18 protein-coding genes and 2 tRNA genes are annotated in these 22146 nt (G+C 23.1%); 17 read left to right on the forward strand and 3 right to left on the reverse strand.

The window, feature by feature from the left end:
• Nucleotides 1-57: 57 nt before the first annotated feature.
• A complete protein-coding gene (gene aroC / locus RJX12_RS00405; protein ID WP_343192241.1) occupies nt 58-1119 on the reverse strand; it encodes a chorismate synthase in 1062 nt (353 codons plus the stop codon).
• Between the two features lie 453 nt (nt 1120-1572).
• Here aroC and smrB point away from each other — a divergent pair, with 453 nt between their 5' ends.
• From smrB to metG, 13 genes are all read left to right on the forward strand, one after another.
• Nucleotides 1573-2106, forward strand: a complete 534-nt coding sequence (smrB, locus tag RJX12_RS00410) for an endonuclease SmrB (RefSeq protein WP_343192242.1) — start codon at nt 1573-1575, stop codon at nt 2104-2106.
• Nucleotides 2107-2591: 485 nt separating this feature from the next.
• Nucleotides 2592-2663, forward strand: a tRNA-Arg gene (locus RJX12_RS00415).
• Between the two features lie 176 nt (nt 2664-2839).
• Nucleotides 2840-3739, forward strand: a complete 900-nt coding sequence (gene hisG / locus RJX12_RS00420; RefSeq protein WP_343192243.1) for an ATP phosphoribosyltransferase — start codon at nt 2840-2842, stop codon at nt 3737-3739.
• Nucleotides 3740-3744: 5 nt separating this feature from the next.
• Nucleotides 3745-5037 (forward strand): histidinol dehydrogenase, encoded by a 1293-nt coding sequence (gene hisD / locus RJX12_RS00425; protein ID WP_343192244.1) that lies wholly within the window; start codon nt 3745-3747, stop codon nt 5035-5037.
• 14 nt (nt 5038-5051) lie between these two features.
• On the forward strand, nt 5052-6143 hold the full coding sequence (gene hisC, locus RJX12_RS00430) for a histidinol-phosphate transaminase (RefSeq protein ID WP_343192245.1): 1092 nt from the start codon (nt 5052-5054) through the stop codon (nt 6141-6143).
• Nucleotides 6137-7204 (forward strand): bifunctional histidinol-phosphatase/imidazoleglycerol-phosphate dehydratase HisB, encoded by a 1068-nt coding sequence (gene hisB / locus RJX12_RS00435; protein ID WP_343192246.1) that lies wholly within the window; start codon nt 6137-6139, stop codon nt 7202-7204. The genes hisC and hisB overlap by 7 nt, the downstream gene beginning before the upstream one ends.
• Nucleotides 7204-7827: an imidazole glycerol phosphate synthase subunit HisH gene (gene hisH, locus RJX12_RS00440; protein ID WP_343192247.1), complete on the forward strand. Its 624-nt coding sequence runs from the start codon at nt 7204-7206 to the stop codon at nt 7825-7827. The genes hisB and hisH overlap by 1 nt, the downstream gene beginning before the upstream one ends.
• Nucleotides 7799-8536 carry a 1-(5-phosphoribosyl)-5-[(5-phosphoribosylamino)methylideneamino]imidazole-4-carboxamide isomerase gene (hisA, locus tag RJX12_RS00445; RefSeq protein ID WP_343192248.1) on the forward strand — a complete coding sequence of 246 codons (738 nt, stop codon included), beginning with the start codon at nt 7799-7801 and terminating at the stop codon, nt 8534-8536. The genes hisH and hisA overlap by 29 nt, the downstream gene beginning before the upstream one ends.
• A complete protein-coding gene (gene hisF / locus RJX12_RS00450; protein ID WP_343192249.1) occupies nt 8518-9294 on the forward strand; it encodes an imidazole glycerol phosphate synthase subunit HisF in 777 nt (258 codons plus the stop codon). The genes hisA and hisF overlap by 19 nt, the downstream gene beginning before the upstream one ends.
• Nucleotides 9288-9905, forward strand: coding sequence for a bifunctional phosphoribosyl-AMP cyclohydrolase/phosphoribosyl-ATP diphosphatase HisIE (gene hisIE, locus RJX12_RS00455; protein ID WP_428994274.1), 618 nt, complete (start codon nt 9288-9290; stop codon nt 9903-9905). Before hisF ends, hisIE begins: the two co-directional genes overlap by 7 nt.
• 347 nt (nt 9906-10252) lie before the next feature.
• Complete coding sequence (gene gndA, locus RJX12_RS00460) at nt 10253-11659, forward strand: NADP-dependent phosphogluconate dehydrogenase (RefSeq protein WP_343192251.1); 1407 nt, start codon at nt 10253-10255, stop codon at nt 11657-11659.
• 360 nt (nt 11660-12019) lie between these two features.
• Nucleotides 12020-12601 carry a dCTP deaminase gene (gene dcd / locus RJX12_RS00465; RefSeq protein WP_343192252.1) on the forward strand — a complete coding sequence of 194 codons (582 nt, stop codon included), beginning with the start codon at nt 12020-12022 and terminating at the stop codon, nt 12599-12601.
• 145 nt (nt 12602-12746) lie between these two features.
• Complete coding sequence (gene metG, locus RJX12_RS00470; protein WP_343192253.1) at nt 12747-14348, forward strand: methionine--tRNA ligase; 1602 nt, start codon at nt 12747-12749, stop codon at nt 14346-14348.
• Nucleotides 14349-14369: 21 nt separating this feature from the next.
• Here metG and tilS read toward each other — a convergent pair whose 3' ends face one another.
• Nucleotides 14370-15698, reverse strand: coding sequence for a tRNA lysidine(34) synthetase TilS (gene tilS / locus RJX12_RS00475; protein ID WP_343192254.1), 1329 nt, complete (start codon nt 15696-15698; stop codon nt 14370-14372).
• A gap of 66 nt (nt 15699-15764) precedes the next feature.
• Nucleotides 15765-15838, reverse strand: a tRNA-Val gene (locus tag RJX12_RS00480).
• A 1137-nt stretch (nt 15839-16975) separates the two neighbouring features.
• Here RJX12_RS00480 and ydgT point away from each other — a divergent pair.
• From ydgT to tyrS, 4 genes are all read left to right on the forward strand, one after another.
• Nucleotides 16976-17191, forward strand: coding sequence for a transcription modulator YdgT (ydgT, locus tag RJX12_RS00485; RefSeq protein WP_343192255.1), 216 nt, complete (start codon nt 16976-16978; stop codon nt 17189-17191).
• Between the two features lie 441 nt (nt 17192-17632).
• On the forward strand, nt 17633-18265 hold the full coding sequence (gene nth, locus RJX12_RS00490; RefSeq protein WP_343192257.1) for an endonuclease III: 633 nt from the start codon (nt 17633-17635) through the stop codon (nt 18263-18265).
• 77 nt (nt 18266-18342) lie between these two features.
• Nucleotides 18343-20541, forward strand: coding sequence for a replication restart helicase PriA (priA, locus tag RJX12_RS00495; RefSeq protein WP_343192258.1), 2199 nt, complete (start codon nt 18343-18345; stop codon nt 20539-20541).
• Nucleotides 20542-20841: 300 nt separating this feature from the next.
• Nucleotides 20842-22116 (forward strand): tyrosine--tRNA ligase, encoded by a 1275-nt coding sequence (gene tyrS, locus RJX12_RS00500; protein ID WP_343192259.1) that lies wholly within the window; start codon nt 20842-20844, stop codon nt 22114-22116.
• Nucleotides 22117-22146: the final 30 nt, after the last annotated feature.

The following is a 22146-nucleotide window of genomic DNA, read 5'->3' on the forward strand; positions in this document are numbered from 1 at the left end:
TAAAATATTTTATTTAGTAGCAGATTTTTTTGAATATATTATTATATAACTATTAGTTTATTTTTTACATTGAGCTCTGTATCGTAATAAATGATCCATAATAATTATTGCTGTCATAGCTTCAGTTATTGGTACTGCTCTTAAACCTACACAGGGATCGTGACGTCCTTTTATAGAAATAATTTGTTCTTGATTTTTAGTATTAATGGTATGACTAGGTATACTGATACTAGATGTTGGTTTAAAGGCTATATTTATAATAATATTTTCTCCGTTACTGATACCTCCTAAAATACCGCCACAGTGATTAGTTATAAATCCTTGTGAGTTCATCTCATCTCTATTTTGGTGTCCTTTTTGATTAACTACTGAGAATCCATCTCCTATTTCTATACCTTTTACTGCATTAATACTCATTAAAGCGTGAGATAAATCAGCATCTAATCGATCAAATACTGGTTCTCCTAAACCAATTGGAACGTTTTCAGCTATTACTGTAATTTTTGCTCCAATAGAATTATGTTCTTTTTTTAGTTTTTTCATATAGTTTTCAATACAAGATACTTGATGAGTATTTGGACAGAAAAAATCGTTTTTTTCACTATCATCTAATGATTTGACATCAAATATCATATCTCCTAGTTGAGATAAATATCCTCGTATATTGATATTAAGATATAATTTAAGATATTTTTTTGCTATGGCACCAGCAGCAACTCTCATAGCTGTTTCTCTAGCTGAAGATCTTCCACCACCTCTGTAATCTCTGATATTATATTTTTTTTCATATGTAAAATCAGCATGTCCAGGTCTATATATATCTTGTATATTTTTATAATCTTGAGAACGTTGATCAATATTTTCTATAGTTAATCCCATACTAGTTCCTGTTGTTACTCCTTGGAATAGTCCGGAAAGTATTTTAATTTGATCTGGTTCTTTACGTTGTGTTGTATATCTTTTATATCCAGGTTTTCTACGATTTAATTCTTTTTGTATATCATTTTCAGATAAAGGAAAACCAGGAGGTATTCCATCTACTATACAACCTAATGATGGTCCATGAGATTCTCCAAAGGTAGTAACATTAAATATTTTTCCAATTTTATTACCAGACATTTTTTATCCTTATTTTTACTAAATTAAAATATGTATTTAATTTTTATATATTATTTTATATATATAGGAATATGATATGTTTTTTATTTATAATAATTGTTTTAAATAATATTTTTAAATAAGAAAAAATAATATGCATATGTGATATATAAATATAATTTATTTTTTTAATTAGTATATTTTAAGATAATTTACATAACTATAATATATCTTCTGTATTTCTAAAATGAAATAAAAATATATTTTTATTTTATGCATTATTTTTTTATTAGTATTGAATAGTATAAATAATTGATTTAAAAATATTTATAAATATTATTGACTTATTAACTAATTACAAATTATCTTGATAATATATAGTTTTAAACATTGGAGTTTTACTAAAAGTATAATTTATAATTAATTATAGAGGACAGATGTTAAATATAATTATTTTTTAGTAATATAAAGTATATGGGACAAAATAATTATATTACGATAGAAGATTATTCTATTTTAAAAGAGTACCTAAATGGTACAAAAAAAATGGTTCAGGATACGTTGTATCATTCTCGTCGAAGTAAGATAAGTAATAACATTCGTTTAAAACGAACTATTTATGAAGAAGAAGCACATGTGCATTATTTTTTATCTCATAATGAATCATATAATTTTATGAAAGATGAGCCTATTAGTTATATTCGTAATAATGTTAGTGTAAAGTTTTTAAATAATTTAAAAATAGGAAAATATACTCCAGAAATTTTTCTTGATTTACATGGGTTAACACAATATGAAGCAAGAAGAGCATTGGGTCGATTAATGGTTATTTGTCAAAAAGAGTCATTTTTTTGTGCCGGAATCATACACGGCCATGGTAAACATATTTTAAAATCTCAAACTCCGTTATGGCTTGCTAAACATCCTGATATAATAGCATTTTATCGTGCATCACAAGTATTTGGTAATAGTGCAGGAATTACTTGTTTAATTGATATAAAAAAATAATTTTTTATGGATATTTTATTATTGTTTTTTTATATTATAGTAACAATATGTTAATTTAGTTTATTTATATAAATAAATGAATTATGTATGTGTTGATATTTTTTTTAATTTTAACTAAATAAAATATTAATTTTAATTTAATTAATTTTATTAGATGTAATAAAATATTATATTAAATTTATTGTTTTTTTTAAAAAAATATTTTTAAAATAAATTATTTTTTTAATGTAAATATTTAAATGTATTTGTAATATATATACTAATATATATATTTTAAAAGAATATAATATTTTTATTTATAATTAACGATAAATATAAAAAATAGATATAATAGAATCTATAACAGTATAGTACTAGATGCTGTTTGTTTTTATTTGTTTAAAATATTTTATATTTATATAAAAATAATATTATATAATATACGTTTCTATTTATTTATTTATATATAAAATAAGTAATAATTTTAATTTTATTAAATAAAATATATCCCTTTAGTTAAATGGATATAATAAACTCCTCCTAAGAGTTAGTTGCAGGTTCAATTCCTGCAAGGGATAGGTTGTTTAATGGAATTATTTATTTAAAAAAACATATTATAATATATATAATGTCAAAATTTTATTTTTAATTAATAAATTTTTTAATAAAAAATTATTTCTTTATAGATTTATAGTTATATTTAAAAACTGCTAAATAGAATTACTAGTTATAGTAATCAAAAGGAATATATTTGATGTTAAATTATAAGCGTTTACGTATAGCTATGCAAAAAAGTGGAAGATTAAGTGATGATTCTAAAAAATTATTAATTAGATGTGGTATTAAGATTAATTTAAATCAACAGCGTTTGATTGCTTTTTCTGAAAATATGCCTATTGATATTATGAGAGTTCGTGATGATGATATTCCTGGATTGATTATGGATGGTGTAGTAGATTTGGGAATAGTAGGCGAAAATGTATTAGAAGAAGAATTATTAAACCGCCGTATGAGGTCAGAAAATAGTGTGTATACTATATTAAAACGACTCGATTTTGGCGTATGTAGATTATCTTTAGCTATTCCTGTTAATTCAGAGTATAAAAATATCAGATGTTTAAATAACATGAGAATTGCAACATCATATCCTTATTTATTAAAGCAATATCTTGATAAAAAAAATATTTTTTTTAAAATTTGTATGTTAAATGGTTCTGTTGAAGTAGCACCGAGAGCTGGATTAGCAGATGTGATATGTGATTTGGTTTCTACAGGGGCAACGTTAGAATCAAATGGATTGAAAGAAGTAGAAGTTATTTATCAATCTAGAGCGTGTTTGGTATGTCGTCCAGGTAAAATGTCAAAAATTAAACAGGAAATAATTAGTACACTAATTACACGTATACAAGGTGTAATTAAAGCTAGGGGTTCTAAATATATTATGTTACATGCACCAATTACAAAATTAAATGAAGTAATTTCTTTATTGCATGGTGCAGAAAAACCTACTGTATTGAAGTTAGCTGGAGATGACACTAGAGTTGCAATGCACATGGTAAGCAGTGAGACATTATTTTGGGAAACAATGGAAAAATTAAAATATTTAGGAGCTAGTTCTATTTTGGTATTACCGATAGAAAAAATGATGGAATAGACAAAATGGTAGATAAATTGTTGAATGTTATTCATTGGAATCAATTAAATGAAATAGATCAAAAAAAAATATTAGTTAGGCCAGCTTTTAGTACATCAAATAAAGTTGTAGAATTGGTTAAAAAAATAATTTTAGACGTTAAGATGTTAGGAGATTCTGCGTTAAAAAAATATTCTTATATTTTTGATCATAGTAATTTAAATACATTTCAAGTAAGTGATAAAAAAATATTAGATTCGCATTATAAAGTGAAAAATAATGTCAAAGATGCTATTTTAAAAGCAATAGAAAACATTAAAATTTTTCATGCAATGCAACAAATGAAAATAATAGATATTGAAGTACAATCTGGAATAAATTGTCAACAAATTATTAAACCAATAGAATCTGTAGGTTTATATATACCAGGTGGTTTATCTCCTCTGGTGTCAACAGTTTTAATGTTATCTATACCTGCTCAAATTGCTCAGTGTCCTAATATATTTATTTGTTCTCCTCCTCCTATTACTAACGAAATTTTATATGCTGCTAAAGTATGTGGTGTACACAAAGTTTTTGAAATAGGTGGAGCACAAGCAATTGCTGCATTTGCTTTTGGAACTAAGTCTATTCCTAAAGTTAATAAAATATTTGGACCTGGTAATATTTATGTTACTGAAGCAAAACGACAAGTTAACCAATTATTAAATAATTTAGCTATTGATATGTTAGCAGGTCCCTCTGAATTGTTAATTATAGCTGACTCTATGGCAAATCCAATATTTGTAGCTGCAGATTTATTAAGTCAATTAGAACATGGACCCGATTCACAAGTAGTATTAGTAACTCCAAGTATTATATTAGTTCAAGAAGTATTGCAACAATTAAAAAAACAGTTACAAGTATTATCACATCGAGAAATTATTAAAAAAACTTTAAAAAAAAGTTTTGTTGTTATTACGTCTAATTTAATAGAATGTACCAGTATATCTAATCTATATGCACCTGAACATTTAATAATAAATACCATCAATCCAGAAGATTTACTATGTAATATTATTAATGCTGGATCTATATTTTTAGGTAATTGGTCACCAGAAGCAGCAGGAGATTATGCTTCTGGACCTAATCATGTGTTGCCTACCTACGGTTGTGCTGCTGTATATTCAGGTGTTGGTGTAATAGATTTTCAAAAGAGAATTAGTGTACAAAAATTAACTAAAGAAGGTTTAATTAGTCTTTCTTCAACTATTTTAACTTTGTCTAATATAGAGAAATTAGAAGCTCATTATAATGCAATAAAATTAAGACTAGATTAATTACAAGGAAATATATGAACTTAAATATTTATAATTTAGTCCGTAAAAATATTCAACAATTGATTCCATATCAATCTGCTCGAAGAATTGGTGGAAAAGGTTCTATATGGTTAAATGCTAATGAATCTACAGAATCAAATTCATTTTTATTAAAAGAGAGTTATTTTAATCGCTATCCTGAGGTTCAACCTCAATCTTTAATTCTTCGATATGCTAATTACATTAATTTATCACCTGGTAATATATTAGTTACCCGTGGTGCTGATGAAGGTATTGAGTTATTAATGAGAGCATTTTGTGAACCAGGTCAAGATTCTATCATTTATTGTTCTCCTACTTATGATATGTATAAAATTAACGCTAATATTTTAGGAATTGAATGTAGAAATATTAAGATGTTAAATAATTGGCAATTAGATGTTGAAAAAATATGTAATCAATCTTTTGGTGTTAAATTAATATATATATGTAGTCCTAATAATCCAACGGGAAATATTATTCGTTCTGTAGATATTGAACAAATTATTCAGGTTTTTTCTGATACTGGTATAGTTGTAATTGATGAAGCATATATTGAATTTTGTGAAAAATATAGTGTTCTTCATTGGATCAAAAAATATTCTAATTTAGTTATTTTAAGGACTTTATCTAAAGCATTTGCTTTGGCAGCATTGCGTTGTGGTTTTGTTATTGCTAATGAGGTAATTATTGACGTTTTGTCTAAGATTATCGCTCCTTATCCTATTCCAAAACCAGTATCAGATATTGCTTATGAGGCTTTGAGTCAAGATAGTATTAAAGCAATGAAAAAGAGAGTTCAAGATTTGATTTATAACAGAACATGGGTTATTAAAGAATTAAATAAAAATACATATGTAGAGAAAATTTTTACAACTGAAAGTAATTATATTTTAGTAAGATTTATTAATGCTGAAAAAATATTTAATTGGTTAAGTAAACATGGTGTGATTGTAAGAAATCAAAACAAAAAAATGTTTTTAAAACAATGTATACGAATTACTGTAGGTACTTTTATTGAATGTTCGACATTAATTAATATATTAAATTTGTTTAACAAGTATCATGAACGGAGAAATACATGTTAAAAAAATATTTATTTATTGATCGTGATGGAACTTTGATTTCTGAACCTGTGAAAGATTTTCAAATAGACAATATAGAGAAGTTATTTTTTGAACCTGAAGTAATTCCTTCTTTAATTATTTTAAAAAATAATGGTTATAAATTTGTTATGATTACTAACCAAGATGGATTGGGTTCGAAAAATTTTTCATTGTCTGCATTTAATATTCCTCATAATTTTATGTTAAAAATATTTAATTCACAGGGTATTTTTTTTGAAAAAGTATTAATTTGTCCTCATTATTCGTATGATAATTGTACTTGTAGAAAACCAAATATAGAATTAGTTAAACCTTGGTTGGATTTGAATATATTAAATAAAACAGAAAGTTATGTTATAGGAGATAGAACTACAGATTTAAAATTAGCTAATAATATGGGAATAAAAGGAATTTTATATAATAAAAATACATGTAATTGGAGTAAAATTGTTAAAACAATAATAAATTGTGATAGATATGCAAAGATATGTAGAAATACTAAAGAAACAAACATTATAGTAGAAATATGGTTAGATAGATATAGTATTAGTAAAATAGATACTCAGATAAATTTTTTTAATCACATGTTAGAACAAATTTCGGTTCATAGCGGAATTTTAATGAATGTTATTGCGCGTGGTGATATACAGGTAGATGATCATCATATTATAGAAGATGTTGGTATATGTTTGGGTCAAGCGTTATTTCAAGCGATAGGTAACAAATATGGACTAAATAGATATGGATTTTATTTACCTATGGATGAAAGTTTAGCTCAATGTGTGTTAGATGTATCAGGACGCCCTTATTTAAAGTTTTCAGCAATTTTTAATCATAAATTAGTGGGAGATATGAATACAGAGATGGTACAGCATTTTTTTTATTCTTTAGCATATTCAATGAAAAGTACTATTCATATTAGTGTTGTAGGAGAAAATGATCATCACAAAATAGAGAGTTTATTTAAAGTATTTGGTAGAGTATTAAAAGATGCTATTTTAATAAAAGGAAATCATCTATTAAGTTCTAAAGGTATACTGTAATGAATATTGTAATAATAGATACAGGATGTGCTAATTTATTTTCTTTAAAATATGCAATACAAAGGTTAGGTTATAATCCTGTTATTACTAAAAATATTAAAATGATAGAGTTTGCAGACAAATTACTTTTACCTGGCGTAGGCACTCCTATATCTGCTATGGAACAATTGCATAAGTTTGATTTAGTAACAGTAATTAAAAATTTTAAGAAACCAATACTAGGTATTTGTTTAGGGATGCAATTGTTTTGTTTATATAGTCAAGAATGTAATAGAGTAAAAATGTTGGGTATCATTAATTCTGTTGTAGTAAAATTAACAGTAAACAAATTATCTATTCCTCATATGGGATGGAATACAGTAATTAGTTACGATCAAGAATTTTTGTTTAGAGGTATTAAGCCAAAGTCTAAATTTTACTTTGTTCATAGTTACATGTTAGAAATGAATAAATATACAATTGCATATTCAGATTATGGCGGGTATTTTAGTGCAGTAATAAGAAAAAAAAATTTTTTTGGTGTGCAATTTCATCCAGAAAAATCTGGTTTTGTAGGAGCTCAATTATTAAAAAATTTTTTAGAGATAGGCGAATATGATTATTCCAGCAATAGATTTAATTAATGGTCAAATAGTACGTTTATATCAAGGGAATTTTTCTGAAAAAAAAATTTATAGTAACGATATTCATGCTAAAATAAAAGATTATTATTCTCAAGGTGCGCAAATAATACATATAGTAGATCTTGATGGTGCTAAAGATCCAACAATAAAACAAATTAAATTATATAAAAGTATATTATCTAAAATAGATGTTTATACACAAATTGGAGGTGGTATTAGAACAGAAAAAGATATAGAAACATTATTTGAAATAGGTGCAAAGAGAGTAGTGATTAGTTCTGTTGCAATTTCAAATTGTACGGAAGTTAAAAAATGGTTTAAAAATTATGGAGGAAATGCAATTGTTCTTGCATTAGACGTATTAATTAATGCTAATAATTGTAAGGAAATTTTAATTAATGGATGGCAAGAAAATTCTCAATTAAGTGTAGAAAATGTTATTAAGAAATTTTCTGAATATGGTTTAAAATATGTATTATGTACAGATATATCTAAAGATGGGACTCTATTAGGTCCTAATTTTGTTTTATATAAAGAATTAACCCAATTATTTCCTCATATTTGTTTTCAATCTTCAGGAGGAGTAAGTTCTTTAGAAGATATTGTACGTTTAAAATCATGCGGGATAAAAGATATAATTATTGGACGTAGTTTATTAGAAAATAGATTTACTTTATTGGAAGCAATCTCATGTTATCAAAACGCATAATTCCTTGTTTAGATGTGCAAGATAATTCAGTAGTGAAAGGTATACAATTTCGTAATCATGAAATTGTAGGAGGTATAATAGAATTAGCTAAACATTATGTTAAAGAAGGTGCTGATGAGTTAGTATTTTATGATATTAAAGCATCTTCCAGTAATAGATTAGTAGATAAAAGGTGGATTGAAAAAATTGCTTCAGTAATTGATATTCCTTTTAGTGTAGCTGGAGGTATAAGAAGTGTAAAAGATGCATCTGAAATATTAAAATTTGGAGCAGATAAGATATCTCTTAATTCTTTTGCAATAAAAGATCCAAGTTTAATTACTCGTATAGCAGATCATTTTGGAGTACAATGTGTCGTTGTTGGAGTTGATTCTTGGTATAATAAAGACACAAATAATTATCAGGTATGTCAATATACTGGTGACGAAAATAAAACATATAAAACAGAATTAGAAACTATACATTGGATATCAGTAGTACAGGAATTAGGAGCAGGTGAAATTGTATTAAATATGATGAATCAAGATGGAATGTGTAATGGGTATAATTTATCTTTATTGAAAAAAGTACGTAAAATATGTAATGTTCCATTAGTTGCCTCTGGAGGTGCTGGAACAATGGAGCATTTTTATCACGTATTTCATGATGTTGATGTAGAAGGAGCTTTAGCTGCATCAGTTTTTCATAAAAAAATAATTAGTATATCAGTATTGAAGAGTTATTTATATAAAAGAGGTGTGGAGATTAGATGGTGTTAAAAGAAATAGATAGTTCAAAATTAAATTGGAAAAAAATGAATGGTATAATACCAGCTATTATTCAGCATAGTATCTCTGGTCAGATATTAATGTTAGGATATATGGATCAGGATGCTTTAGAGCAAACTCAGAAAAAAAAATTAGTATTTTTTTATTCTAGAACAAAAAAACGTTTATGGAAGAAAGGAGAAAAATCTGGTAATTATTTACAGGTAATTAATATTACAGTTGATTGTGATTGTGATACTGTACTTATTTTAGTTGTTCCAATTGGAAATACTTGTCATTTAAATCGGGATAGTTGTTTTGAATCTAACATTCAACCAGAATATTCTTTTCTTTATATTTTGGAAAAATATTTACAAAGCAGAATTATGTCTAGTAAAGAGCATACATCATATACTGTTAATTTATTTAATTCTGGAACTAAACGTATTGCTCAAAAAGTTGCTGAAGAGGGAGTAGAAACTGCTTTAGCTGCAGTTGTTGATGATATATCAGAATTGATTGATGAATCTTCAGATCTTGTCTTTCATTTACTGGTATTATTACAAAATAAATCACTTAATTTTCATACAGTTATTCGTAATTTAAGAAAGAGAAATACATAATTTTTAATATATTAATTAATATATTATATTGGTTTATTTTTGTATAATTAAATTTATCGTTTTTTTATAATTAATCTTAAAAATTACGTAATTATTTATAGGTTGTATATTATATAATGTGTTTAATTTGTATCATGAATACTATAATCAAAAGTTAATAAATTATTTTAGGTATCTATTTTATATTAGTGTTTATTTTTATGAACGTATATAATAATAATGTCAATGGAGTTTTTTATGAAAATAGATTTTTTATAAAAATATTTGTTGTATCTTTGATTAAATGTTATAAAAGTAAATTGTAGATTGTTATATATATATTTTTTATGATTAATAGTGGAATAATTATGTTAAAAAATCAGATTGGTATTATAGGTTTATCCGTAATGGGTAGTAATTTGGCGTTAAATTTTGAAAGAAACATGTATACAGTATCTGTGTACAATCGTTCTTTTGAGAAAACTAATGATTTAATTGATAAGAGTGTAGAAAAAAACATATTTCCTTTTTTTTCTATTAAAGAATTTGTTATATCATTAAATAAACCACGTATTATTTTATTAATGGTAAAATCAGGACAAGCTACTGATCAAACAATTAATTCTCTTGTATCTTATTTAAATATAGGGGATATTTTAATTGATGGAGGTAATTCTTTTTATCAAGATACCATTCGTCGTTATAATGAGTTATCTAAAATTGGTATAAAATTTATAGGTGCTGGTATTTCAGGAGGTGAATATGGAGCTTTATATGGACCTTCTATTATGCCTGGAGGTGAAAAAAATACTTATGATATTATTGAACCAATGTTAAAAAAAATAGCAGCAAAGTCTATAAATAATGAATCGTGTGTAGATTATATAGGACCAAGTGGTGCAGGTCATTATGTAAAAATGGTTCATAATGGAATAGAATATAGTGACATGCAATTGATAGCAGAGACATATTTTTTTCTTAAGATTTTAATAGTAAACGATAATGATGAATTATCAGATATTTTTTTTCATTGGAATAAAGGGGAGTTAAATAGTTATTTATTAGAAATTACGGTAAATATATTTAAGAAAAAAAATAGTTTAGGAGAATATCTTATAGATTTTATATCAGATCATGCAGAAAATAAAGGAACAGGTAGATGGACTAGTCAAAGTGCTTTAGATTTAGGTGAACCAATAACTTTAATTACAGAATCTGTTTTTTTTCGTTATATTTCTTCGTTAAAATCACAGCGTTTATATGCTTCTAAAGTGTTGAAAGGACCTGAAATTAATATAACACACTGTAATAAAAAGGATCTTATTGAAAAGATTAGACAAGCTTTATATTTAGGCAAATTGATTTCTTATGCACAAGGTTTTTCTTTGTTAAAATCTGCTTCTGAAAAATATCAATGGAATTTAAAATATGCAAATATTGCAAAAATATTTCAATCTGGATGTATTATTCAGGCAAAATTTTTAGAAAAGATTACTGAGGTGTATTTAGAAAATAACCAAATATATAATTTATTATTGACACCATATTTTAAAGATATTGCTAATAAATATCATAATTCTATGCGTTATATAGTGTCTCATGCTGTTACTAATGGTATACCTGTTCCTTCTTTTTCATCTGCAATTTCATATTATGATAGTTATAGAATGGCTTTGTTACCTACTAATTTAATTCAAGCACAACGAGATTATTTTGGATCTCATACATATAAGAGAATTGATAAAGAAGGTATTTTTCATACAAATTGGTTATAGTATAATTAATGTTTTAATAAATATATTTTTTATATAGTCATTTAGTATATATGTATGATATATCAAGTAAGTTATTTTTATAAATTAAGGTATATATTCTAGGTGTTTAAAATATTAAGTTAAATTAATTTGATAGATAAATGTTAAATAAATTTTAATTTCATTAATTGAAAATTATTTAATTTACTTTGACAATAAAATAAGACTGATAAAATATAATAAACATATCAAATTAATTGATATGGATTCTATTTATTCAAAAACATATATAATAAGATTAATAAAATACTTATTTTAGTATTATATATTAATCAGTAATTATTTGTATATAATATAAAAAACATAATAGGAGTATTGATAGTGAGATTGTGTGATAAGGATATTGAAAAGTTAATAGATGATAATCAGTTAATAATTTATCCATCCATTGATAGAAATTTAATTAATGGAGCTGCGATCGATATACATTTAGGTAAAGAGTTCTGTACATTTTCTGATAATTATACTCAATGTGTAGATTTAAGTAAATCTAGAGAAGAAGTAGGTGTTTATTTGAATAAATTAATGAATAAAAAAATTATTATAGATGAAGATAAATGTTTTTTTTTAAAACCCGGTTGTTTAGTATTAGGTGTTACTGTTGAAAATATAGAGATTCCTAGAAATATAGTAGGATGGTTAGATGGACGATCATCTTTAGCACGTTTAGGTTTAATGGTGCATATTACTTCTCATAGAATAGATCCTGGATGGAAAGGTAATATTGTATTAGAATTTTTTAATATTAGTAAATTGATATTAGGATTAAAACCAGGTATGTTAATAGCTTCTATTAGTTTTGAAATTTTATCTGGTCCAGCGTTAAGACCTTACAATGTGCGTTATAACGCTAAGTATTTTAATCAGACTGGTGTAGAACCTAGTAAAATTAATCAAGATTAATAAATAGATGATAAATTTTAATATGTATGAAAAGATATTAATTAACTGAATGAAAAAATATTTATATAAGAAATAAACATTTATATTATAATAAGAATATAATTCTATTTAAAAGTGTAAAAATTTATATTAGAGATTTATAATCATGAGTATTCAATACAAAAAAATATTAGTAACATGTGCTTTGCCTTATGCAAATGGGTCTATTCATATTGGTCATTTATTAGAACAAATTCAGGCAGATATTTGGGTTCGTTATAATCGAATGATTGGAAATAAAGTATGGTTTATTTGTGCTGACGATGCTCATGGTACTGCGGTAATGCTTCAAGCAAAAAAACGAAATATTTCTCCTGAAATGTTAATTACTAATGTTTTAAATGAACATAAATTAGATTTTTTTAAGTTTAATATATCTCATGATAATTATTATACAACTCATAGTATAGAAAATAGAACACTTATTAATGAAGTATATGATATTTTAAAAAATAGTGGTTATATTAAAGAACGTGTTATTTTTCAGTTATATGATATGAAAAAAAATATGTTTTTACCTGATAGGTTTGTTCAGGGAGTTTGTTCATTATGTCAAGCTAAAAATCAATATGGTGATCATTGTGAAGTATGCGGAGGAACTTATTCTGCAATGGATTTAATTAATCCAGTTTCAGTTTTATCTTATACGAAACCGATTGCACGTAAATCTCTACATTTGTTTTTTGATTTGCCTTATTTTACAAATATGTTAAAAAAATGGATATTATCTGGTGTATTACAAAATAATATAATAAAAAAAACTCAAGAATGGTTTAAGTACGGGTTAAAAAAATGGGATATTTCTAGAGATTCTCCTTATTTTGGTTTTAAAATACCTAATTATGTCGATAAGTATTTTTACGTTTGGTTAGATGCTTCTATTGGATATATGAGTATATTTAAAAATTTATGTAAAAAAAAAATAGATTTATGTTTTAATGAATTTTGGAAAAAAGATTCTACTTGTGAATTGCATCAGTTTATAGGAAAAGATATTATTTATTTTCATACGTTGTTTTGGCCAGCAATACTAGAAGGTCTTAATTTACGTAAACCAACAAAAATTTTTGTACATGGACATGTTACAATTAATGGTGATAAATTATCTAAATCTAAACATACTTTTATGAAAGCATCTGATTGGTTACAGAATTATGATTCTGATAGTTTACGTTATTATTATGCATGTAAATTATCTTCTAATGCTAATGATATTGAAGTAAACATAATGCAGTTAGTACAAAAAATTAATTCAGATATTGTAAATAAAGTAGTGAATTTAGCAGTACGTAATTCTAGTTTTATTCATAAAAAATTTTATGGAAAGTTATCTAATGTATTGGACGATTTAACATTATATAATCAATTTTTAAATGAGTCTAAAAATATAGAATGTTTTTTTGATAATAGAGAGTATTCTTTAGCTATGAAAAAAATTATGGAATTAACTGATATAGCTAATAAATATATAAATGATAAAAAACCTTGGACGTTAGATCAGAAAAATAATGATAAATTGCATTCTATATGTTCTATGGGTATTAATTTATTTAAAATTATTGTTACTTGGTTATCACCAGTAATGCCTGAATTAGCTAAAAGAGTCGAATATTTTTTAAATAAAAAATTAATATGGAAAGAATTGTCATCTCCCTTATTAAATCATAATATTAATTATGTTCGGGTTTTATACGAAAGAATTAATTAATAAAATATTTTTTATGTTTTATTAAATATAATTTTTATTTTTTGTTATATTGTTTTGCCATGATAAATACCAGTATTTATTAAAATTTAAATTAGAATGTCGTGTAACAAATACACCTAATGCACTGATTAAAATATTATCATAAAATAATAAAGGAATATTTTCTCTTTTCCAGTAAGGTAAATTAAACATTTTCCAAATGTTTTTTAGTTTTATTTTATATGTATATCCATCGATATAAAATGTACCATTAGCTTGAAAACGAATATTTATCAATGTACTTTTTTTTGGGTAAGGTATTTTCATACCTGTATTATTATTAATAATTTGACCTAATTGATTTGGTAAGGATAAAGGTAAAGAAGTATCATGCCAAAAAAGAATAATGTGTTTCATTGAAGGCATAATTGGTTGAATTAAATGAATTGTATTTTTATATTTTTTAATTTCATATTTTTTGAAAGAAATTTTTGGAGTTGATGTTTTATTATTATTAATTATGTCAGTATAAATTCTATTAATTCCATTATATGAGGGTGTTTGTTGTACACCGTTTTTAATAATCCATTTTCTAAGGATAATATTTCTTAATTCTTTATTTATTTTTTTTAAATATGTTATGTTTAATGAATTATCAAATAGTGTGTTTTTTTGAACTATTGGTTCTAAAAATAAATCAATTACTTGTTCTTGTTCATTGCAAATTTTAGCACTACGTGAACAGTTTTTAATAAAGAATGGCCATCTTTTTTGTAATATTGGTATAATTTTTTTTCGTATAAAATTTCGATCGTATTTTATATTAGAGTTACTAGGATCTTCAATCCATTTTAATTGGTGTTTTTTAGCCCATTTTTTTATTGTATCTTGACTTATATTTAATAATGGTCTCATATGCGTTATGTTACCATTTTTTTTGTAAACAGGCATACAAGATAATCCTGTAGGACCACTTCCTCTTTTTAAAGCTAGTAAAAAAGTTTCACATTGATCATTTAAATGATGAGCAGTCAGTAAAGTTTCTTGTGGTAATATATTTTTATATATTAATTGATATCTAATGTTTCTATAATAAGATTCCATATTATTTTTTGTTTGATGAATAGTTATGTTATTAATTATAATAGGTATATTATATTTTTTGCATTTTTCTTGACAATGATTACTCCATAAAGTTGATTCTTTATGTAATCGATGATTAATATGTATGGCACGCAAATGTATATTTTTTATTTCTCTTAATTTTATCATTAAATGTAATAATACAGTAGAATCTAATCCGCCGCTATAGCTTAGTAAAAAATGTTGTTTTTCTTTAATAATTTTATTTATTTTATTTAAAATTGTCATTTAAATATACAACGCATTTTATCAGTTTTTTTATTAGTTTAGTTAATAATTTTTTTATGATTTTTATACGTTCGAGTGGATTTGAACCACCGACCTTCACCTTGTCATGGTGATACTCTAACCAACTGAGCTACGAACGTATAAAATTGTCATATATGATGTGTATTCTATCTATTTTATATTTTTTAATATTTTTTATAATTATAATAACAAATATTATATTTGTCTAAATATTATTAAATATTTTTTAGATATAGTAAATATTAAATATATTAAATTTAATATTTTTTATTATAATTATATGATATACTATTAAATAATTATATATTTTTTAAATAACTTTAAATATATATTATGTATTTTTTCAAATTATATATGATATATTCTTTATTTTTATATATTTTTATATATTTAAATATAAATAAGGAAAATTAGTAATATTTAAAATATTATTATATTATTTTGTTTATTAAATAAATTTTATTTTTTAATTAAAATAAATAATATATTAAGGATATATGTGATGCTTACATGTATTTTAAAATAGACTCATTTTAATAATTTATATGTAATATTATTTAAAAATATAAAATTTAAATAGAGGTTGAATTTTTAAAAAATTGATATATAGTACTTTTATTTTAATCATATTTTTTGACTATGATATATATGTATAATGGAATTATATTTTCAATATTATAAAAGAAATATTAGAATTAATAAATTTAAGTAATTTGATACGATAGTCTTATGTTAATATTGAAAGATCTGTATAATTTAGTTATGAAATATGTGACATATATTTTTTTTATACTATAATTATAGAATATATATAAAACATTTATATTATAAAAATAAATAGTTTAATATGTTTCGTAATAGAATATATTTGTTTTTAATGATTTTTTTTATATAAATGATTTATTTTTATTTATGATATTAGTTTGTAATATTACGTAAAATATTGATTAATATATTTTTTAATTTAATTTTTACTACTATTTTAGATACAATTTTAAGTAATAAAAATTAAATAATTTAATTGATATGATATTAGATCATTATATTAAATTTATAATTTATAATATAAAAAATAATTATTTAATTTATCAATGATGTTAAAATATTTTCATATTTTATATGTTATCAGAATGAACATTTATGTAGCTTATGAGTAAATAAGGTATATATTTTTATTTTAAATAATAAATATTATGTCTGATATATAAATTTAATCTATTTTTTATTTACATTATTTTTTATTAATTATAGTAATTATGACAACACAAGATTATTTATTAAAATTTCGCAGGATAAATTCTTTAAAAACCCTTGAAAAATTATTTGATCATCTTAATTATTCTCTTAGAAATGATCAAGAATTAATTAAAATGTATAGAGCAGCTGATCACAGAAGAGCTGAATTAGCATCTGGTGGACAATTATTTAATTTAGGATGTGTTCCTAAATTTATATGGCATTATGTATTGTAATTTATTTAAATAAACGTTCTTTTTTAATATTACTAATTGAATTGAAGAAGATATTAATCTTAGAGTTATACCATATGTTGGTATATATAGTATTAGATTATGTTTTAATATTTTTATGTTATTCAATAAACAATAATAAATAACGTTCTTAATATATTTATATTAATAATGTGTAATAGGTTCATATATTTATTCATTTAATTTAAATAAATTATTTAAATAACGGTATTGTGTTATTAATATATTTCAATTAATTCATATATTAATTATTATTTAATGGATATTATATGTATAATTATATGATATTTTTTATATTAAAAAATAATTAATATTATAATTTTTTCAATGATATCGTATAATATTATCAATAAATTTATAGTTAATTAGATATTTTATATAATTACTTTACATATATAAATATATTTTTTTATAGGATTTTATTTGGATAATAAAAAAAGATTTGATATAATAAAAATTTTTTATAGGAATAAAAATATATTCAATACAGAATTAATTTTCTCTTCTTCTTTTGAGTGTTTAGTTTCAGTTATTTTATCTGCAAAATCTACGGATATTCGTGTAAATCAAGCGACTAAAAAATTATATGCTATTGCTAATAATCCGAAAGATATTTTATCTCTTGGTTTAATTCGATTAACATCCTATATTAATAGTATAGGATTATATAATAGTAAAGCAAAAAATATTATTAATCTTTGTACAATTTTAGTTAATCAATATCAAGGAAATGTTCCTAATGATCGTATTAAATTAGAACGTTTACCAGGTGTTGGCAGAAAAACAGCTAATGTTGTCTTAAATTTAATTTTTAATTGGAGTACAATAGCTGTAGATACACATGTATTTCGTGTATCAAATAGGATAGGTATAGTAACAGGAAAAACTGTACTAGAAGTTGAAAGAAAGTTATTATCTTATATTCCTATGTATTTTATAGAATATGTACATTATTGGTTTATTCATCACGGTCGTTATGTATGTATTGCACGGAAACCAAAATGTAATATATGTTGCGTAAGATGTTTATGTGAATTTAATAATAAGATAATATAATATTGTATTTTATATAAAATGTATTTTTACTACGACTATAGTAACCTAATAATAATTTTTTTATTTAGAGATAATATGTGTTTATTATAAAAGTTGCATTGTTTCTACCTATAAAAAAAACTTTTAAATATTTATGTCCTGTAGATATGCGTTCTAAAATTGGATGTCGAGTGATAGTACCATTTGGTAATAGAAAAATAATTGGTATTATTATTTCTACATGTAATTCAAAGTATTCTTTACCTTTTAAATTAAAAAATATTCATTCTATTATTGATGAATCGCCAATATATACAGAAAATATATGGAATGTGTTAAAACAGTCTTCTATATATTATCATTGTTCAATTGGATATATTTTATTTCAAATTTTACCTATTTTGATAAAACAAGGGGAAAATGTATTACCAATAACGTTGGAAGAATGGATTGTTACAGAAAAAGGTAAATTAATAGATTTAAATACACTAAAAAAAACACCAAAACAACTTTATGCTTTATCTATATTAAGAAAAAAAACCATATTACAAAATGAATTAAAGAAATATAATTTATCTAATTATGTTTTAAATAAGTTAAATGATAAAGGTTTATGTAATATAGAAATAGTATGTAAAAAGAATCTATTTTGGAAAAAAAATATTTTAATTAAAGAATTTAAATTACCTTTAAATAAAAAAGAATATTTAGTAATTAAACAAATTTTACAAAAAGAAAAATGTTTTATGTCTTGGGTTTTAACTGGTATGAATTGTATAATAAAAGAAAAAGTTTATTTCAGTTTGATATTGAGAATTTTAAAAAAAGGTTTACAGATATTAATTTTAGCACCAAACGATTATATTGTGTATGAAATTGTATCTTTATTACAAACTTATTTAGATGTACCAATTGACGGACTATATGATAAATCTACTAATAGACAAAAATTTTCTATATGGATTAAAGCAAAAAATTATGAAACTGCTATAGTTATTGGAACACGACAAGCAGTGTTTATTCCAATAGCAAAATTGGGTATGATAATAGTTGATTCAGAACATGATACTGCTTATAAAAATAAGAAAGGATGGTTATATCATGCTAGAAATTTAGGTATATTAAGAGCTCGTCAAGAAAATGTTCCTATTATATTAGAATCTGTTTCTCCTACTTTAGAAACATTACATAATGTTGTCAAAAAAAAATATAAATATATAGATTTTTGTTATCGTTTATTTAATCAAAAAAAAGTAATACAACACATAATAGATATTAATAGTGAAAAGTTAAAATGTAGTTTAACTACTACTATAATTAATAAAATTTATGAACATATACATAAACATAATCATATTGTGTTAATTGTCAGTAATTGTAGACATATATTTTTTATTTTATTTTGCAAACATTGTAAATGGATTGCAAAATGTGAAAACTGTAATGAATATTATTATGTTAATGAACATTATAATGAATTATTCTGTCGTTTTTGCTTAATAAAATTAACTATTCCAATGTTTTGTTTATTGTGTGGAAATACATCTTTAATTTCTCGTGGTTTTAGTATAGAACATATTAAAGAATCTATAAAAAATATATTTTCTAATGTGTCAATTTTATGTATAAATTATAAAAATAGTAATTATAAAAATATTTTAAAAAAGTATTCTTTTAAATTAGTAATTAGTAAAGCATTAATTATATTAGTTCAGGAAAAAGATTTTTTAAGTATACATTTTTTTAACATTAAATTAGCAGTAATGTTATTAATTGATTCTCATTTTATATCTATGAAATTCCGTTCTATAGAAAAATTTGCGCAAATGTATACTAATATAATGTATATATTAGATAAAAAAAATGAGTCATTTGAATTTTTTATACAAACGTTTAATCCTAATAATGATGATTTAATTAAATTAATTAATAATGGATACCATAGTTTATCAATGAGTTTGTTAAGAAAGCGGTCAATTTTACAATTACCTCCTATTACTTATCATGCTATTATTTATGTTTCAAGTAAAAACATGTATAGCATAGAAAAATTTTTTATGATTTTTCGTACAATATTAAATAGTCACACGCAACAATATAATAATGATTTATGGACTATGGGACCATTTCCTGAACTTTCTAAAACTTTAAATAAAAAAAAATATATTTATCAATTATTACTTCAACATTCTTCTCGCAAATTATTATTTAATATATTAAAATATAGCTTAAATATGATTAAAACATTTCCTATTTATAATAAAGTAATATGTACTTTAGATGTTGATCCTATTTAAATTTCAAAGTATGTTTTTAAAAACAGATATAATAGTTTATTTAAATGATAGATAATGTATGATCTAAATTTTATAGTTCGTATATTAAATATTATATATTTTTTATTGTATTAAATAATGTGATACCAAAATTATTTATTTTTTTTAATTTAAAATGTTTTAACAAATTTTATATAAGAAATGTATTAATATTATATGAATTTATTTTATTTATTTTATTTTTTTATATAAAAAATACATTTTTTTGATCAAGTATCAGAAAATAAAAATTAAATATTATATTTTAATAAGAGAATTTTTATGCCTAAATTTTGTTTAATAAGCGAATTAATGGAAAGGGGATGTATATCACAATGTACAGATAAAATTGAATTATTAAATAGTGTAAAAAATAAAACTTTATCTATTTATTGTGGATTTGATATTACTGCAGATAGTTTACATATAGGACACATTTTACCACTGATTTGTTTGAAGAGATTTCAAATAGTAGGTCACAAACCTATAGTGCTATTAGGTCAAGCGACTAGTTTAATAGGAGATCCTAGTTTTAAATTAGAAGAAAGAATATTAAATACTGAAGAATCTATTTTAATATGGAAAGAAAAAATTAGTAAACAGATTTCTTTATTTCTTGATTTTAATTGTGATAAAAATAATGCTAAAATTGTTAATAATAAAGATTGGTTTAATAATATGAATATATTAACTTTTTTACGTAAGGTAGGTAAACATTTTTCAGTGAATCAAATGATGAATAAAGAGTCAGTAAAAAGAAGAATTGTTTCTGAAAATCAAGGAATTTCGTTTACTGAATTTTCATATAGTTTGCTACAAGCGTATGATTTTTCTGAATTAAATAGGAAATATTCAGTTACTGTTCAAATAGGAGGTTCTGATCAATGGGGAAACATTGTATCAGGTGTTTTATTAACTCGTAAGTTATTTAACAGAAAAGTATTTGGATTGACATTACCTTTACTTACACAAAGTAATGGCATTAAGTTTGGTAAAACAGAAACAGGTACTTTATGGTTAGATCCAGAAAAAACTACACCATATAAATTTTATCAATTTTGGATTAATAGATCAGATATAGATAGTATTAATTTTTTAAAATATTTTACTTTTTTAAGTGTAAATGAAATTCATTCTAGATGGAAAGTTAACATGGAGAATAACGATGATTATTGGTCAGCAAAGGTTATTTTAGCTGAACATATGACTCGTTTAATACATGGAAACCAAGGGCTATTAGCAGCAAAAAGAATTTCTTCTTGTCTTTTTTCTGGATCTATAGAAAACATGTTATTAACTGATTTTGAACAATTAAAACAAGATGGTATTCCTTATGTTGAGTTATCTGGACATGAAGATTTAGTACAATCGTTGATTAATTCTACTTTAGCTACATCTCGTACTCAAGCGTATAATATGATTAACTCTAATGCGGTATATGTTAATAATAAAATGATTAATAATACAAAATATTATTTTAAAAATGATGATAAAATTTTTGGAAAATATTCATTATTACGTCGTGGAAAAAAAAATTATTATTTGTTATGTTGGTAAGATATAATATTATCTTATGTATAAATCTAA

It is taken from the genome of Buchnera aphidicola (Formosaphis micheliae), from assembly GCF_039403185.1.
Lineage (GTDB): Bacteria > Pseudomonadota > Gammaproteobacteria > Enterobacterales > Enterobacteriaceae > Buchnera_C > Buchnera_C aphidicola_B.

Excerpts from the sequence above, each read along its gene's own strand:
- hisG (WP_343192243.1), top strand. The coding sequence starts at position 2,840 with ATGTTAAATTATAAGCGTTTACGTATAGCTATGCAAAAAAGTGGAAGA.
- hisD (WP_343192244.1), top strand. The coding sequence starts at position 3,745 with ATGGTAGATAAATTGTTGAATGTTATTCATTGGAATCAATTAAATGAA.
- ydgT (WP_343192255.1), top strand. The coding sequence starts at position 16,976 with ATGACAACACAAGATTATTTATTAAAATTTCGCAGGATAAATTCTTTA.
- aroC (WP_343192241.1), bottom strand. The coding sequence starts at position 1,119 with ATGTCTGGTAATAAAATTGGAAAAATATTTAATGTTACTACCTTTGGA.
- hisB (WP_343192246.1), top strand. The coding sequence starts at position 6,137 with ATGTTAAAAAAATATTTATTTATTGATCGTGATGGAACTTTGATTTCT.
- hisF (WP_343192249.1), top strand. The coding sequence starts at position 8,518 with ATGTTATCAAAACGCATAATTCCTTGTTTAGATGTGCAAGATAATTCA.
- metG (WP_343192253.1), top strand. The coding sequence starts at position 12,747 with ATGAGTATTCAATACAAAAAAATATTAGTAACATGTGCTTTGCCTTAT.
- tyrS (WP_343192259.1), top strand. The coding sequence starts at position 20,842 with ATGCCTAAATTTTGTTTAATAAGCGAATTAATGGAAAGGGGATGTATA.
- hisC (WP_343192245.1), top strand. The coding sequence starts at position 5,052 with ATGAACTTAAATATTTATAATTTAGTCCGTAAAAATATTCAACAATTG.
- hisA (WP_343192248.1), top strand. The coding sequence starts at position 7,799 with ATGATTATTCCAGCAATAGATTTAATTAATGGTCAAATAGTACGTTTA.
- gndA (WP_343192251.1), top strand. The coding sequence starts at position 10,253 with ATGTTAAAAAATCAGATTGGTATTATAGGTTTATCCGTAATGGGTAGT.
- smrB (WP_343192242.1), top strand. The coding sequence starts at position 1,573 with ATGGGACAAAATAATTATATTACGATAGAAGATTATTCTATTTTAAAA.
- hisH (WP_343192247.1), top strand. The coding sequence starts at position 7,204 with ATGAATATTGTAATAATAGATACAGGATGTGCTAATTTATTTTCTTTA.
- tilS (WP_343192254.1), bottom strand. The coding sequence starts at position 15,698 with ATGACAATTTTAAATAAAATAAATAAAATTATTAAAGAAAAACAACAT.